General features: G+C 71.4%; 14 protein-coding genes. 4 read left to right on the forward strand and 10 right to left on the reverse strand.

The features are described 5' to 3' along the window. Positions 1 to 386: 386 nt before the first annotated feature. From ACLEQD_RS20775 to ACLEQD_RS20795, 5 genes are all read right to left on the reverse strand, one after another. Positions 387 to 1,676, reverse strand: coding sequence for a LamB/YcsF family protein (locus ACLEQD_RS20775; RefSeq protein ID WP_410386024.1), 1,290 nt, complete (start codon positions 1,674 to 1,676; stop codon positions 387 to 389). Between the two features lie 27 nt (positions 1,677 to 1,703). Continuing rightward, positions 1,704 to 2,396 (reverse strand): histidine phosphatase family protein, encoded by a 693-nt coding sequence (locus tag ACLEQD_RS20780; RefSeq protein WP_171420485.1) that lies wholly within the window; start codon positions 2,394 to 2,396, stop codon positions 1,704 to 1,706. Next, complete coding sequence (locus tag ACLEQD_RS20785; protein ID WP_410386025.1) at positions 2,396 to 3,475, reverse strand: phosphotransferase family protein; 1,080 nt, start codon at positions 3,473 to 3,475, stop codon at positions 2,396 to 2,398. The genes ACLEQD_RS20780 and ACLEQD_RS20785 overlap by 1 nt, the downstream gene beginning before the upstream one ends. A 2-nt stretch (positions 3,476 to 3,477) precedes the next feature. Further along, positions 3,478 to 4,716 (reverse strand): acyl-CoA dehydrogenase family protein, encoded by a 1,239-nt coding sequence (locus ACLEQD_RS20790; RefSeq protein WP_410386026.1) that lies wholly within the window; start codon positions 4,714 to 4,716, stop codon positions 3,478 to 3,480. 87 nt (positions 4,717 to 4,803) lie between these two features. Next, entirely contained in the window at positions 4,804 to 5,526 is a 723-nt protein-coding gene (locus ACLEQD_RS20795; protein ID WP_410386027.1) for a TetR/AcrR family transcriptional regulator, read from the reverse strand. Between the two features lie 133 nt (positions 5,527 to 5,659). Here ACLEQD_RS20795 and ACLEQD_RS20800 point away from each other — a divergent pair, with 133 nt between their 5' ends. Both ACLEQD_RS20800 and ACLEQD_RS20805 read left to right on the forward strand, forming a co-directional pair. Next, on the forward strand, positions 5,660 to 6,310 hold the full coding sequence (locus tag ACLEQD_RS20800) for a hypothetical protein (RefSeq protein WP_410386028.1): 651 nt from the start codon (positions 5,660 to 5,662) through the stop codon (positions 6,308 to 6,310). A 58-nt stretch (positions 6,311 to 6,368) separates the two neighbouring features. After that, the gene (locus tag ACLEQD_RS20805; RefSeq protein ID WP_410386029.1) at positions 6,369 to 7,508 is read left to right on the forward strand and encodes an aminotransferase class V-fold PLP-dependent enzyme; all 1,140 of its coding nucleotides are present in this window, start codon (positions 6,369 to 6,371) and stop codon (positions 7,506 to 7,508) included. A 34-nt stretch (positions 7,509 to 7,542) separates the two neighbouring features. Here the strand turns inward: ACLEQD_RS20805 and cysK are convergent, their stop codons facing one another. Together cysK and epsC are read right to left on the reverse strand one after the other, a co-directional pair. Further along, positions 7,543 to 8,463: a cysteine synthase A gene (gene cysK, locus ACLEQD_RS20810; protein ID WP_410386030.1), complete on the reverse strand. Its 921-nt coding sequence runs from the start codon at positions 8,461 to 8,463 to the stop codon at positions 7,543 to 7,545. Between the two features lie 44 nt (positions 8,464 to 8,507). After that, entirely contained in the window at positions 8,508 to 9,353 is an 846-nt protein-coding gene (gene epsC / locus ACLEQD_RS20815) for a serine O-acetyltransferase EpsC (protein ID WP_410386031.1), read from the reverse strand. A gap of 224 nt (positions 9,354 to 9,577) precedes the next feature. On the opposite strand from epsC, the gene ACLEQD_RS20820 reads away from it, so the two are divergent. Then, positions 9,578 to 10,414, forward strand: coding sequence for an Fpg/Nei family DNA glycosylase (locus tag ACLEQD_RS20820; RefSeq protein ID WP_410386032.1), 837 nt, complete (start codon positions 9,578 to 9,580; stop codon positions 10,412 to 10,414). Positions 10,415 to 10,697: 283 nt separating this feature from the next. On the opposite strand, the gene ACLEQD_RS20825 is transcribed toward ACLEQD_RS20820, so the two are convergent. Continuing rightward, positions 10,698 to 11,933, reverse strand: coding sequence for an alpha/beta hydrolase-fold protein (locus ACLEQD_RS20825; protein WP_410386034.1), 1,236 nt, complete (start codon positions 11,931 to 11,933; stop codon positions 10,698 to 10,700). A 122-nt stretch (positions 11,934 to 12,055) separates the two neighbouring features. On the opposite strand from ACLEQD_RS20825, the gene ACLEQD_RS20830 reads away from it, so the two are divergent. Then, positions 12,056 to 13,699, forward strand: a complete 1,644-nt coding sequence (locus ACLEQD_RS20830; RefSeq protein ID WP_410386036.1) for an AMP-binding protein — start codon at positions 12,056 to 12,058, stop codon at positions 13,697 to 13,699. On the opposite strand, the gene ACLEQD_RS20835 is transcribed toward ACLEQD_RS20830, so the two are convergent. Beyond that, complete coding sequence (locus ACLEQD_RS20835) at positions 13,686 to 14,147, reverse strand: TfoX/Sxy family protein (protein ID WP_410386038.1); 462 nt, start codon at positions 14,145 to 14,147, stop codon at positions 13,686 to 13,688. The two genes, ACLEQD_RS20830 and ACLEQD_RS20835, sit on opposite strands and share 14 nt — an antisense overlap. A gap of 32 nt (positions 14,148 to 14,179) precedes the next feature. Next, the coding region (locus tag ACLEQD_RS20840; protein WP_410386040.1) for a LysR family transcriptional regulator substrate-binding protein at positions 14,180 to 14,835 on the reverse strand (656 nt) is incomplete at its 5' end.

The raw sequence follows: 14,835 nt of genomic DNA on the forward strand, positions 1-14,835 counted from the left end.
CGACAGTCGGACCAGTTGGGAGCATCGGAGCGGGGAGCGCCCGCTCCATTCGGGCCGGGGAAACCGGTCCGACAGTAGGACCAGTTGGGAGCACCGGAGCGGGGAGCGCCCGCTCCATTCGGGCCGCGGAACCTGTCCGACAGTCGGACCAGTTGGGAGCATCGGAGCGGGGAGCGCCCGCTCCATTCGGGCTGCGGATGCCGGTCCGGCTGCCAGACGGGGCGGATCCGTGTCAGACGGGAGATGTAGACCCTGCTTGCTCAAGGGTCTGGTGGAACCGCGGGCGTGTTCATCCGTCCTCGCGTGGCGCGAGTGTGGCTGGGCTTCGACCCTGGCGGCATCCATGGGATGCCGTGCGTTCGTGCCCGGCCTCCTGAGCAGGGCCTTCATGCATCCACCGGCTCGAAGCGCACGCGGTCGCCCAGGTGCAGCACCGCGCCGCGCTGGGGGTCGAACGCGGTGAAGTCCAGCGCGGTGCCCACGAGGTTCCAGCCTCCCGGCGACGCGAACGGATACACGCCCGTGCGCTCCCCGGCGATGCCCACCGCGAGCGCCGGCACCCGCGTGCGCGGCACCGGCAGCCGGGGACACGCGATGCGCGGATCCACGTCCCCCAGGTACGCGAAGCCGGGCAGGAACCCCACGCAGCGCACCGTGTACTCGCGGGCTGTGTGGCGCCGCACCACTTCCTCCACGGACAGACCCGCGTGCTCGGCCACCTTTGGCAGGTCTTCGCCGTCGTAGCGCACGCGGATCCGGATGAGCGGATGCTCCACCGGGGCCACGGGCGCCACGCGCAGCCGCGTCAACACGAGCGCCGGGGACTCGGGCGGTGTCGCCGGGTCGAAGTACACGCACGCGTGGGCCTCGGTGATGACCGCGTCCTGGACGCCCGGCAGCGCGCACAGGGCCTCTCTCGCCAGTCCCCGGTCCACCGCCTCCGGCAGCACCAGCCGCAGCGCGCTGTCTCCCATGGGCTCGGGGGGCTGCTCCAGCGCGTCCAGCATCGCGCGCACCTCGCGGGCCAGGGTCACCGCGCCCGGGGTGTCGCCGTGCACGCAGAGCGTGTCCACCGTGCCGCCCGTGGCCAGCCGTACCGTGTTCTGTCGCGCCTGCCCCACGTCCGTCAGCACCGCGCCGGGCTGGCCTCGTGGAATCAGCGAACCGTCCGGCAACGTGCCCCGGTCCGCGAAGCCCTCACGCGCATACCTGAGCCCCGTGGCCACCGCCGCGTCCCTCAGCGCTCCCGCGCCGGGCCCCACCACCGTGACGTCCGTCCCCAGGGCCTCCACCACGCCGTCCACCACCGCGCGCGCCAGCTCCAGGGACTTGTTGGCCGCGTGGTACAGCGCACCGTGGGGCTTCGCGTGCCGCACCGGCACGCCGCGCTCGCGGGCCAGCGCGGCCAGCCGTCCGCACTGCTCCGCCACTTGCGCGCGCAGCACCTCTGGCGTCACGTCCAGGGCCTTGCGTCCGAAGCCCTCGCGGTCCGCGTATGACGGATGCGCGCCGGCCAGCGTGCCGTGGCGCTCGCACAGCTCCAGCGCCCGCCGCATGGACGCCGCATCCCCCGCGTGTCCTCCACAGGCGATGTTCGCCAGGTGCGCGAGCGCGTAGAGCTGTTCGTCCTCCCCGGGCAGCTCCCCCAGGTCGATGTTGAGCAGGCACCGCGTCATGGGCCCACGCTACGCGAGCCCCTCACCTCAGCGGTAGGTGATGAGCGCGCGGTGTTCGCCCTCGAAGTGTCCGTGCTCGTTGAGCGTGGACAGATACCGGCCCCGCTCGCTGTAGAGGACCTTCGTGACTCCACAGTTCGCCAGCGTCCAGTTCGTCCGGAACGCGTGCTCGTCCGGGATGCCCAGCAGGTCCTGGCTGATGGCCGTGATGGGACCGCCGGAAGTGAACACCAGCGCCGTCCGGGAGGGCCCCAGCGAGGCCACGAGCGTCGCCAGCGCCTCCAGGCAGCGCGCCTTGAAGGCGGCCCAGGACTCCCGGTACTCGCTGTCGTGGCCGCCCGCGACCCAGCGCCCCACGGCCTGCGTGAAGAGGTCCTGGTACGCGCGGCGCGGATCCTTCGCCTGCGCCAGCTCCTCGCGCAGCACGGCGAAGTCCGCGTAGCGCGGCGTGTGCCGGTGCACGACCTCCTCGTGGTCGAACTCGTTGAACCCTGGCGTCCGCACGGGCTCCACCTGCTGGCCCAGCGCCTGGAGGCACGCGTCCGCCGTCTCGCGGTGGCGCAGCATCGTGCCCGTCACCACGGCGTCCACCTTCGGCAGTCGCGAGCGCAGGGCTTCACCCAGGACGCGCGCCTGCTGCACGCCCACGTCCGACAGCTTGTCGTAGTCCTTCGCGCCGAAGGACGCCTGGCCGTGGCGGATGAGGTAGAGCGCGCCCATCAGCCGCCCGCCTTCTTGATGAGCTGGCGGCAGCGGTAGGCCAGGTAGTTGACGATGAGCCAGTAGTTCTTGAACGCCGGGTTGCGCGTCTGCTTGTGGTGGTAGCGGTAGTAGATCTGCTGCGCGATGACCGCGAGCCGGAACACGCCGTAGACCTCGTAGAAGGTCCAGTTGGCGGGCTTCAGGCCGGTGCGCTCCAGGTAGTACGCCACCACCTCCTCGCGCGTGAGCATGCCGGGCAGGTCCGTGGGCTGCCGCCGCGTCATGCGCAGGAACGCGTCGTCATCCGCCTGGACCCAGTAGGCCAGCGTGTTGCCCAGGTCCATCAGCGGGTCGCCCAGCGTGGCCATCTCCCAGTCCAGCACCCCGATGACCTGCGTGGGGTCCTCCGGCTTGAGCACCACGTTGTCGAAGCGCCAGTCGTTGTGGATGACGCACGTCTTGATGTCCGGCGGGACGTGCGCGGCCAGCCAGTCCCGCGTGCGCTTCATCCGGGGCACGTTCCAGGTGCGCGCCTTCTCGTAGCGGTCGGACCAGCCGGAAATCTGGCGCTGCGGATAGCCCGGCCCCTTGCCCAGCGACGTCAGGCCCACCGCCTGCGCGTCCACGCCGTGCAGCGCGATGAGCTGATCCACCACGTTGAGGCACAGCTGGCGCGTGCGGGCCTTGTCCAGGTTGAGCCCCTTGGGCAGGTGCTTGCGCGGGATGAGGCCGGGGATGCGCTCCATCACGTAGAACTCCGCGCCCAGCACGGCCGGGTCCTGGCACAGCCCCACCATGGTGGGCACCACCGGGTACACGGGCTTGAGCGCCTGCTGCACCGTGTACTCGCGCGCCATGTCGTGCGCGGACTTCGCCTTGGTGCCCGCGGGCGGCCTGCGCAGGATGAGGTCGCGGTTCTCGTACTTGAGCCGGTAGGTCCAGTTGGAGGCGCCACCCGTGTACTGCGTCACCTCCGGGGTGCCCTGGAGCGAGGGCACCTGGGCCTTCAGCCACGCGTCCACCGCGGGCACGTCCAGCGCCTCGCCGGAGCGCACGGCCTTCCCCTCGTCCAGGGGGATGGAGACCGGGGTCGTCATGTTCAGCCTCCCTTGCTGAAGCCGCGCTTCGCGAGCTCGATGCGGGTGATGACGCCCTTGTGCACCTCGTCCGGGCCGTCCGCGATGCGCAGGCTGCGCGCCTGGGCGAAGAAGCCCGCGAGCGGCGTGTCGCGCGACACGCCCGCGCCGCCGTGCACCTGGATGGCGTCGTCCACCACCCGCTGGAGCACGTTGGGCGCCACGACCTTGATGGCCGAAATCTCCGTCATCGCCCCCAGCGCGCCCACGTCGTCCAGCTTCCACGCCGCGTACAGCGTGAGCAGGCGGGCCTGGTCGATGGCGATGCGTGCTTCCGCCACGCGCTCGCGGTTGCCGCCCAGGTTGATGAGCGGCTTGCCGAACGCGGTGCGGCCCATGCCGCGGTCGATCATCAGCTCCAGCGCCCGCTCCGCCGCGCCGATGCAGCGCATGCAGTGGTGGATGCGGCCCGGCCCCAGGCGGCCCTGCGCGATTTCGAAGCCCATGCCCGGGCCGGAGATGAGCGCGGACGCCGGCACCCGCACGTCGTGGAAGTGCACCTCGCCGTGGCCGTGCGGGGCGTCATGGTCGCCGTAGACGGGCAGCATGCGGATGATTTCGACGCCCGGCGCATCCAGCGGCACCAGGACCATGGAGTGCTGGTGGTGGCGGTCCGCGCCCGCCTGGGACGTGCGGCCCATGAAGATGGCCACCTTGGCGTTGGGGTGGCCCAGGCCGCTGGACCACCACTTCTTGCCGTTGAGCACCACGTGGTCGCCGTCCACCTCCGCGGTGGCCTGCATGTTGGTGGCGTCCGACGACGCGGCGTCCGGCTCCGTCATGCAGAACACGGAGCGGATGTCGCCCGCGAGCAGCGGCTTCAGCCACTGCTCCTGCTGCTCCGGGGAGCCGTAGCGCCAGAGCACCTCCATGTTGCCGGTGTCCGGGGCGCTGCAGTTGAAGACCTCCGGCGCCATGAAGCTGCGGCCCATGGCTTCCGCGAGCGGCGCGTACTCCAGCGTGCTCAGGCCCGCGCCCAGCTTCGCGTCCGGGAGGAAGAGGTTCCACAGCCCTTCGGCCTTCGCGCGGGCCTTGAGCTCCACCATCACGGGCGGCACCTTCCACTGGCGCCAGTCTCCGCCGGCTTCCATCGCGTGCAGGGCCTGGAGGTAGGCGCCCTCCACCGGCTCGATGTGCTGGGACATGAAGCGCTTCACGCGCTCCAGGTATTCGGTCGTCCTGGCGGAGGGCTGGAAGTCCATGCGGGGCATCCTGCGCCCCCGTGGGTTGGTGAAGCCACTGAATGTTGAACGTGTGTTCTGGGGCTGGCGCTGCCCCGGCTGCTGCCTTCAGCGGCGGCGCGGACCCGGGGCCTTGCGCGGCGGGCGCGGTGACGGCTTCGCGCGCCGGCCCTGGGCCTTGGGCTTGCGCGTGGGCGCGCGGGGAGGGGGCGGCTGCTCGATGCTCGCGAGGATGATCCGCCGCAGGAGCGCGTACACGGGCAGCGGGTCGAAGCTCTTGTCCAGCTGGTGGTGCAGCGCGAGCCCGTCCACGCACGCCTTGATGATGACCGCGTAGTGCAGATCCTCCGCGGTGGGCGCCGCGCCGTGGCCCGTGCGCACGTGCGCCACGGTGCGGGCGATCTCCTCGTCGCCCTGGCCCAGCAGCTGCGAGACGGCGGGCGTCAGGTCCCGGTTGCGCAGGCCCAGCGCGAACAGCTCGTAGCGCAGCCGGCACGTCCCGGGCGCGTCCGTCGCCAGCTTCTCGCCCCAGGCGAAGGCCGTCTCCGCCAGCTCCTCCGCGGGCGTCTGCGCGCGCAGCCGCTCCAGCTCCGACATGTACTGGCGGCTCGCCTCCTGCGTCACGGCCAGGAGCAACGCGTCCTTGCTGCCGAAGTAGTAGTGCACCAGCCCCTGGTTCACCCCCGCCTCGCGCGCCACCTCCTTCACCGTCGCGGCGTCGTAGCCGCGCTCCCCCAACACGCGCTGGCCGGCGGCGATGAGGCGCGCCCGGGCGTCAGGCTCCGGAGCGGTCGGGGGAGGCGGCGTCTTGCCACGGCGGGGGGAAGGCATCCCAGACCCATAGGGCACCGCCTCCCACCCCCGCAAGGCCGGCGTCCGCTCGCCGGCTTGACATCCCGCGTCGCCGGTCTTAGTTAGTCGTGTGACTAAGTTAGTCGTTCGACTAAAACGAAGGAGGCGGGCCATGCGAGTCGAGTCCAGGCGGTCGATGCAGTGGGTGAAGGCGGTGGCGGTGGGCGCGGCGTTGGTGTCGGTGCCGGCGGTGGCGCAGGACATGGCGTCCTCGTCCACGGGGCAGGAGCAGCAGCGGCGCGGGGCGTTCCTGCTGGAGCTGCAGCCGCCCGCGCTGGACGGCTCGCTGTACGGCATCCGGGCGGAGGTGGCGCCGTCGCGGGACTCGCGGCTGGCGTTCGGCCTGCTGGGGCGCGCGGGCGGGTGGAACCGGTCGCTGGGCGCGAAGGCGCGCTTCACCGGCGTGAGCGGCAGCGACGTGAAGCTCAACTTCGGCGTGGGCGTGGACAGCCGCTACACGCTCGCCTTCCTGGCGAACGGCACCGTGCGCCCGTTCGTGGGGATGACGCTGGGCCTGGAGGAGTTCGTCGCGCGCCCCGACGGCGCGGCGGTGCCGGACCGCAAGGACTACACGACGACGGCCTTCCTGGAGCCGACGCTGGGCGTGATGTGGCGGCCGGGCTCCGGGCGCGTGGGCCTGTCCGCGCGGGCCGGCCCGGGCTTCACCTTCACGGACGTGCGCGAGCTCCAGGTGGGCTCCAGCAACCTGGGCCTGCGCACGGTGTACCCCACGGCGTCGCTGGGCCTGCTGGTCGTCCTGTAGTCGACGGGGGCTTCCGTGCGTGCGGCTCGCGGCGGGCGGGTGGCTACACTCGCTGGACATGCCTGCCCCGTTCGAGTCCTACCGCGCCGAGTTCCCCGTCCTGAAGGAACAGCTCTACCTCAACCACGCTGGGGTCGCGCCCACCAGCCTGCGCGCCGCCGCCGCCGTGAAGGCGTGGATGGACGACGTGGTGAACCACGGCGTCCTGAATGAGCGGAGCTGGGAGGCCCACAGCGAGAGGGTGCGCGGGCTCGCCGCGCGCATCATCGGGGCTTCTCCGGAGGAGGTAGCCTTCGTGCGCAACACCAGCCACGGTCTGGGGCTGGTGGCGGAAGGCCTGGACTGGCGGCCCGGGGACGAGGTCGCCGTCGCCACGAGCCTCGAGTACCCCTCCAACGTCTACCCGTGGCTGCACCTCAAGGGCCGGGGCGTGGAGGTCCGCGAGATTCCCACTCCGCACGGCGGCGTGACGCCGGAGGCGGTGGCGTCCGTGCTCACCCCGCGCACGCGGCTGGTGGCGGTGTCGTCGGTGCAGTTCGCCACCGGCCACCGCACGGACCTGGAGGCGCTGGGCGAAGTGTGTGAGCGCTCCGGCGTGCTCTTGTGCGTGGACGGCATCCAGAGCGTGGGCTGCATCCCGGTGGACGTGAAGAGGAGCCGCGCGCACTTCCTCAGCGCGGACAGCCACAAGTGGATGCTGGGCATCTCCGGCATCGGCTTCCTGTACGTGGCGAAGGACGTGCTGCCGCGCGTGCGGCCCGCGCTGGTCGGCTGGCGCAGCACCACCGACGCGTGGAACTTCAACCGCTCGCACTTCGAGCTGCGCGCGGACGCGGCGAAGTTCGAGGAGGGCAGCGCCGCGTACCCCGGCATCTACGCCCTGGGCGCCGCGCTGGAGCTGCTGCTGGAGGTGGGCCCGGACGCCATCGGCGCGCGGATTGGCGAGCTGCTGACCCGGCTGGACGCGGGCCTGCGCAACCTGGGGTGCGACGTGGGCCCCGAGCGGAAGGACCGCGCGGGCATCCTCACCTTCCTGCCGCCCGGCGCGAACGTCCACGCGCTCAGCGCCTCCCTGTCGCAGCAGAAGGTGTCCCACTCCGTCCGGCGCGGACGCATCCGCCTGTCGCCGCACTTCTACAACACGAACGAGGAGATGGACCGGCTGGTGGACCTGGTGCGCGCGTACCGGCCCGGGTGAGGCGTCCCACCCGGACCGTGGCGCACGCGGACGGCTACTGCGCCGGGAAGAGGTTCTCCACGGAGAGGTAGCGCTCGCCGGTGTCGTAGCAGAAGGCGAGCACGCGGCTGCCATCCGGCATCTCCGCCAGCTTCTGGTTCACCGCGGACAGCGCGGCGCCGGAGGACACGCCGACGAAGATGCCCTCCTCGCGCGCGGCGCGGCGGGTGAACTCGTAGGCGTCCTTCTCATCCACCTGGATGGTGCCGTCGAGGATGTCGGTGTGCAGGTTCTTCGGGATGAAGCCCGCGCCCAGGCCCTGGATGGGGTGCGGGCCCGGCGGGCCGCCGCTGATGACGGGGGACTTCACCGGCTCCACCGCGAGCACCTTCAGCTTGGGCCACTTCGCCTTGAGCACCTCGCCGCACGCGGTGATGTGGCCGCCGGTGCCCACGCCCGTGATGAGGTAGTCCAGCCCCTCCGGGAAGTCGTTGAGGATCTCCTGCGCGGTGGTGCGCTTGTGGACCTCGATGTTGGATTCGTTCTCGAACTGCTGCGGCATCCACGCGCCGGGCGTCTGCGAGACGAGCTCCTGGGCGCGGGCGATGGCGCCCTTCATGCCCTGGGCGCGCGGCGTGAGGTCGAAGGTGGCGCCGTAGGCGGCCAGCACGCGGCGGCGCTCGACGCTCATGGAGTCCGGCATGACCAGGATGATCTTGTAGCCCTTCACCGCGGCCACCATGGCCAGGCCGATGCCGGTGTTGCCGCTGGTGGGCTCGATGATGACGCTGCCCTCCTTGAGGAGGCCCTTCTTCTCCGCGTCCTCAATCATGGCCAGGCCGATGCGGTCCTTGATGCTGCCGCCCGGGTTGGCGCGCTCCAGCTTCAGGTGCACCGTGACGCGCGACGGATACAGCCGGTTGATGCGCACGTGCGGCGTGTTGCCAATGGTCTGCAGGATGTTGTCGACCTTCATGGCGTCTCCTGTGAGTGGGGAACGGGCGCTGCGTGAGGGGATGCTCAAATCTGGTAGTCGAGGACGTCCAGGCCCTCGTCGCCGTGGCGCGCGCGCACCTCGCTGCGGCGGGTGACGACGGACTGGGCGGGCACGCTCTGCGTGAGCCACGCGTTGCCGGCGATGATGCTGCCCTTGCCCACCACCGTCCCGCCTCCGAGGATGGTGGCGTTCGCGTACACCACCACGTCGTCCTCGATGGTGGGGTGGCGCTTCCTGTCCGCCAGGGCCTTCTCCACCATCAGCGCGCCCAGCGTGACGCCCTGGTAGAGCTTCACGTTGTCGCCAATCACGGTCGTCTCGCCAACGACGAGGCCCGTGCCGTGGTCGATGACGAACTTGCGGCCGATGGTGGCGCCCGGGTGGATGTCCACGCCGGTGCGCTGGTGGGCGTACTCGGTGAGCAGGCGCGGCAGCAGGGGGAAGTTCAGCCGGTGCAGCGCGTTCGCCACGCGGTAGATGGCGATGGCGTAGAAGCCCGGGTAGGTGAGCACGACCTCGTCCACGCTGCGCGCGGCGGGGTCCGCCTCGAAGATGGCGCGAGCGTCCTGCTGGAGCCAGTCGTAGAGGTCCGGCAGCTTCGCCATGAAGCGCGAGGACATGCCCGCGTCCGTGACGGGGTAGTGCGGCGCGAGCAGCCCCTGGATGCGCTGGAGGCTCGCCTCCACGGCGGTGACGTCCCGGCGCACCGCGGCGGCGTTGCACTCCAGCCGCTCCGCGAAGTGGGGGAAGAGCAGCCCCAGCACCTGCGCGACGAACTCCGGCGCCGCCTTGCGCACGTCCGGGGGGAAGCAGTGGCGCTGCCGCGCCTCCAGCAGGGTGGCAACCAGTCGGGCGTTCGGATCGTCCATGGGGCGTTGCGTCAGGATACCGTGGCAGGACAGCGTTTTCTTTGTTTCCGTTGGAGGAATGGCTGATGGAGGCCGGGTTGGCCTTCTCCCCGCATTCCGGAGCGTAGCGAGCGGCGTCCGAGCGTGGATGCCGGCCGCACGAAAACGTCGCGGCCGTCCGGTCGGACAGGGGCCAGGGCGCGGGGGGCCACGGCGGCGGGGCAGGGCGGGGATTACCCACGGGGATGCCTGAGGGTCACAGCATCCACCGGGTCGCCCGGGTGCACCGCCGCTGGCTGGTGGGGCGGCGCTTCGCGGCGGACTCGCCGCAGGGCCGGCCGGAGGTGGCGCAAGGGGTGTCCGGGCGGGTGCTGCTGGGCGTGGACGCGCACGGCAAGCACCTGTTCCATGCGTTCGAAGGGGACGTGCGGCTGCACCTCCACCTGGGCCTCTTCGGGCGCATCCGTCACTTCCGGGGGGAGGCCCCTGTGCCCTCCATGGCGTGCCGGCTGCGGCTGGTCTCGGAAGGGGCGACGCTGCACCTGTCCGGACCGTCCGCGTGCGAGCTGCTGTCGTTGGAGGAGGAGGCCGCGTTGCGCGCGAGGCTGGGGGAGGATCCGCTGCGCGCGGAGGCCTCGCCGGACCGGGCGTATGCGCGGCTGACGCGGGGACGCGTGCCGCTGGCGCAGGCGCTGCTGGACCAGGGGCGCATCGCGGGCGTGGGGAACATCGTGAGGGCGGAGGCGCTGTTCGTCGCGGGCCTGCCGCCGCTGATGCCCGCGTGCGAGCTGGAACGGGAGGCGTTCGACAGGCTGTGGCGCGCGATGCGGGCGCTGCTGCGGGACGGAGTCCGTGACGGGCTCATCGTCACACCCGGTGCGCCACCGCTGCCGTCACCTGGACGCAAGCGGGCGGAGCGCTTCTGCGTGTACAGCCGCGCGGGCCTCCCGTGCCCGCGCTGCGGCGGGAAGGTGACGGGGCAGTCGTTGGCGGCGCGCACGCTCTACTTCTGCGCGGCGTGCCAGGGCGTGGACCGCATGCATGGGCCGCGCCGGAAGCGGGCCGTGGCCCTCGCCCCCTGAGCCCCGGAGCTCCAGGCTGTATCCCGCCCGGCGCGGCCCAAACCTGTCCGACAGTCGGACAGCTTTCCACTGCCTGGATGCAGCAGGGGCCCCCGGCCCCGGTCGTCCCAACTGGTCCGACAGTCGGACAGGTTTCCAATGCCTGGATGCAGCAGGGGGCCCCGGCCTCGGTTTCTCCAACTGGTCCGACAGTCGGACCAGTTCGGGGAGTGCGCCGCTGGCGGGGCGGCCCGACCGGGCTCTCACCTTCTCATCCAGGGGGACGGAATCCGGGGCCGAAGGTTCAGGGCGTGGGCTGCGCGGCGAGCCGGGCGCGGAGGGCATCCGCGTGCTTCTGGTAGTGCGGCAGGTCCGGATCCTGATGCTCGCGTGCCAGCGCGACGGCGCGCTCGCGGTGCGTCAGGGCCTCCTGGAGGCGCCCCGCTGCTTCCAGGGCATCCGCCAGGCTGTCGTGCGCGTTGCCGGAGTCGGGATGGAACGTGATGTTCCGCTCGAAGGCGGCGAGCGCCTGGGGAAGGCGTTTGGCCTCCAGGTGGCGATAGCCCACTGAATTGAACAGGCGCTCCTGCGGCACCACCGGGTAGCCCACGCGCTTGGACAGTCCGGTGTAGTGCGCCTCCAGGCGCGCCAGGTCTCCCGTCAGCTGGAGCTTCTCGGGGACCTTCCAGCCGTTGAAGAGGAACCGCAGCCCTTCGTACGTCCCGATGTGCGGGAGGCTCGCGTGGTCGTCCTGGCCGGGCAGTTCGTCGTAGCGCCACGTGAGGTTCGCGGGCTTGCGCTTGCGCAGGTCCCTGGTGAGCTTGCGCAGGTTGGCGACGTTGGGGGCCTCCTCGGCGTCCTCGTCCAGGTAGAGCGCGCGGCCCGGTGCGGCGAGGCGCGCGAGGGCTTCCGGCGCGGTGCGCACGAGCTCCGCGGAGTTCCAGTGCAGCGACGGGCTGAGGGCCACGTAGGCGTTGAAGCTCTCCGGCTTGTGCGTGAGGACGTGCATCGCGAAGAGGCCGCCGAGGGAGTGGCCCACGAGGATCCGGTAGGGCTGCGTGCGGTAGCGCGCCTCCACGTGGGGGGCCAGTTCCTCGGTGAGGAAGCGCAGGAAGGTGTCCGCATGGCCCGCCGTGGGTGAGACCTCGGAGAGCAGCCGGCCGTCGTCGCCGCGCTCCGTTTTGGAGAAGGGTGGGGTGAGGTCCCGGGTGCGGTCCGTCGTGTTGGGGACCCCGACGACGATCATCTCCGGGATGTGCCGCGTCCGCGCCAGGAACTCCACCATGCCGGCGACGTGGACGAAGTGCGTCTCCGCGTCCAGCACGTAGAGCACTGGATAGCGCTCGGTGGGGGCGGCCTCGTAGCCGTCAGGCAGGTGGATCATCAGCGGCCGGTCCTCCCCCAGCACCTTGGACGTCAGCGTGGTGCGGGTGCCGACGACGACGGGCGTGTCCCCGGCCGCGATGGCCGCGCTCGCGTGAAGGACGGACAGCAAGACGAAGCCCCACAACCCACGACGGAACGCCGGCCACTGACGCATGTGAATCCTCCGGGAAGGCCCACGACCGTAGCGAGTGGCCTGGCGGGTACAAGCGGACAGCCGGAGGCCCTGCTCCCCGCTGACGCTTGCCCATCCGGGACCCCCCTGGGGACGATGAGGGCATGACGACCGCCCTGTCCTATGCCCATGGCACCAGCACGACCCCGCTGCTGGGGGAGACCATTGGCCAGAACCTGCGCCGCACCGTCGAACGCTTCGGCGACCGCGAGGCGCTGGTGGTGGCCTCGCAGAACTACCGCGTCACCTGGCGGCAGTTCTGGGACGCGACGACGGCGGTGGCCAGGGGGCTCTTGGCGCTGGGCATCCAGAAGGGCGACCGGGTGGGGCTCTGGTCCCCCAACCGCTTCGAGTGGACCGTGTCGCAGTACGCGCTCGCGCGCACGGGCGCCATCCTCGTCAACCTGAACCCCGCCTACCGCACGTCGGAGCTGGAGTACGTGCTCAACCAGGCGGGCGTGAGCGTGTTGCTGCTGGCGAAGGGCTTCCGGCAGACGGACTACACGCGGATGCTGGCGGAGGTGCGGCCCCGGTGCGCGGGGCTGCGCGAGGCGCTGGTGCTGGACTCGGACTGGGACCGGCTGGTGAAGGGCGGGGCGAGCATCGGGGACGACGTGCTGGAGGCGCGCGAGCGGTCGCTCCAGTTCGACGACCCCATCAACATCCAGTACACGTCCGGCACCACGGGCTTCCCGAAGGGCGCGACGCTGTCGCACCACAACGTGCTCAACAACGGCTTCTTCGTGGGCGAGGTGCTGCGCTACGGGCCGGAGGACCGCGTGTGCATCCCGGTGCCCTTCTACCACTGCTTCGGCATGGTGATGGGCAACCTGGCCTGCACGTCCCACGGCTCGGCCATGGTGATTCCGGGCGAGGCGTTCGACCCGCTGGCGGTGCTCCAGACGGTGCAGGCCGAGCGCTGTACGTCCCTCTACGGCGTGCCCACCATGTTCATCGCGGAGCTGGACCATCCGCGCTTCGGAGAGTTCGACCTGAAGTCGCTGCGCACCGGCATCATGGCGGGCTCGCCGTGCCCGGTGGAGGTGATGAAGCAGGTGCAGTCGCGCATGCACATGGAGGAGGTCACCATCTGCTACGGCATGACGGAGACGTCCCCTGTGTCCACGCAGAACCCCCTGGACGACACGCTGGAGAAGCGCGTGGCCACGGTGGGCCGCGTGCACCCGCACCTGGAGGTGAAGGTGGTGGACCCCGACTCGGGCGCGGTGGTGCCGCTGGGGCAGTCCGGGGAGCTGTGCACGCGGGGGTACAGCGTGATGCTCGGGTACTGGGACAACGCGGAGGCCACGGCGGCGGCCATCGACCGGGCTGGATGGATGCACACCGGCGACCTGGCGACCATGGACGCGGAGGGCTACGTCAAGATCGTCGGCCGCATCAAGGACATGATCATCCGGGGCGGGGAGAACGTGTACCCGCGTGAAGTGGAGGAGTTCCTCCACACGCACCCGGACGTCTCCGAGGCGCAAGTCATCGGCGTGCCCAGCGTGAAGTACGGCGAGGAAGTGATGGCGTGGGTGCGCCTGAAGTCCGGCGCCACGCTCACCCCTGAGGCGCTGACGGCCTACTGCACGGGCCGCATCTCCACGTTCAAGATTCCCCGCCACTGGAAGTTCGTGGACAGCTTCCCGATGACGGTCACCGGCAAGGTGCAGAAGTTCCGCATGCGCGAGGCCTCCATCACCGAGCTGGGGCTCGGCGACGTGGCCACCATCAAGACCGCCTGACGCGCGCCGGCTTCTTCTTCGCGGCGGCCTTCTTCGCCGCGGGTGGCTTCTTCGCGGTGGGTGGCTTCTTCGCCGCGGGTGCCTTCTTCGCCGCGGGTGCCTTCTTCGCGGCCTTCTTCATCGCGGCGCGGTTGGACGCGTCCACGGCGCGGCGGGCCCAGGGCAGCAGCCGGCGTCCGTCGTCCTCCGCGTCGGCGGGGGGCGTCCAGTAGCTCATCGGCTGCTCCCTGCCGCGGCTCCGGTAGATGAAGGGCCGGCAGCCCTCGGCCTCGAAGTCGGCGCGGGTGACGTCGTCCGTCTTCAGGTAGAGCTGGCCCTGGATGATGAGGCCGAACATCCGGCCCCCGAAGTACAGGCCCCAGCCGCCGAACATCGAGCGGGCCTGCACCGCGCCGAGCGGCTCCAGCAACTCCAACGTGTACTCCACGAAGCTGTCCATGCGGGGCATGGGGCCCTCCTAATCCAGCGGCGGCTTCACTGTCAGCGGGCCACGTGCTGTTTCACGGAGTCCGTGATGGCGTCCTTGAGCACGCGCGCCGCGGCGGTGAGCGAGCCCTGCCCCCGATGCACGAGCGCCACCTGCCTGCGCGGACTGCCCCGGGCGAGCGCCACCACGTCGAAGCCGTGGGCGGGGGCGTCCTTCGCCATGAGCCGGGGCACGAGCGCCAGCCCCAGGCCGCGCTCCACCATGCGGCCCAGCGCTTCGGCGGTGTCCGTCTCCAGGGCCACCTTCGGCGTCACGCCGCGCGCCTCGCACGCCGCTTCCACCGCGCGCGTGCCCACCATGTTGGGGATGCGGACCCACGTCTCCTCCGTCAGCTCCTGGAGCGCCACGGGCCGTCCCAGCCGCGTCAGCCGGTGGCCCCGGGGCACCGCGAGCACCAGGGGCTCGTCCCACAGCAGCTGCGTGACCAGGTCCACCCGGCGCACGGGCAGCGTGAGGATGGCCAGGTCGAGCGTGCCTCGGGCCACGCCTTCCTCCAGCACGGGGGCGTGGTCCTGGACCAGGCGGGGCCGCACCTCCGGGTGGGCGGGGACGAAGGCGGCCATCAGGTCCGGGGCGAGGAAGGCGCCCACGGGTGGGCAGCACCCCCAGCACCACGGGGCCGCGAGGCGTGCCGGCCAGGCGCTCCAGC

This window comes from Corallococcus sp. 4LFB, assembly GCF_046520365.1.
Lineage (GTDB): Bacteria > Myxococcota > Myxococcia > Myxococcales > Myxococcaceae > Corallococcus > Corallococcus caeni.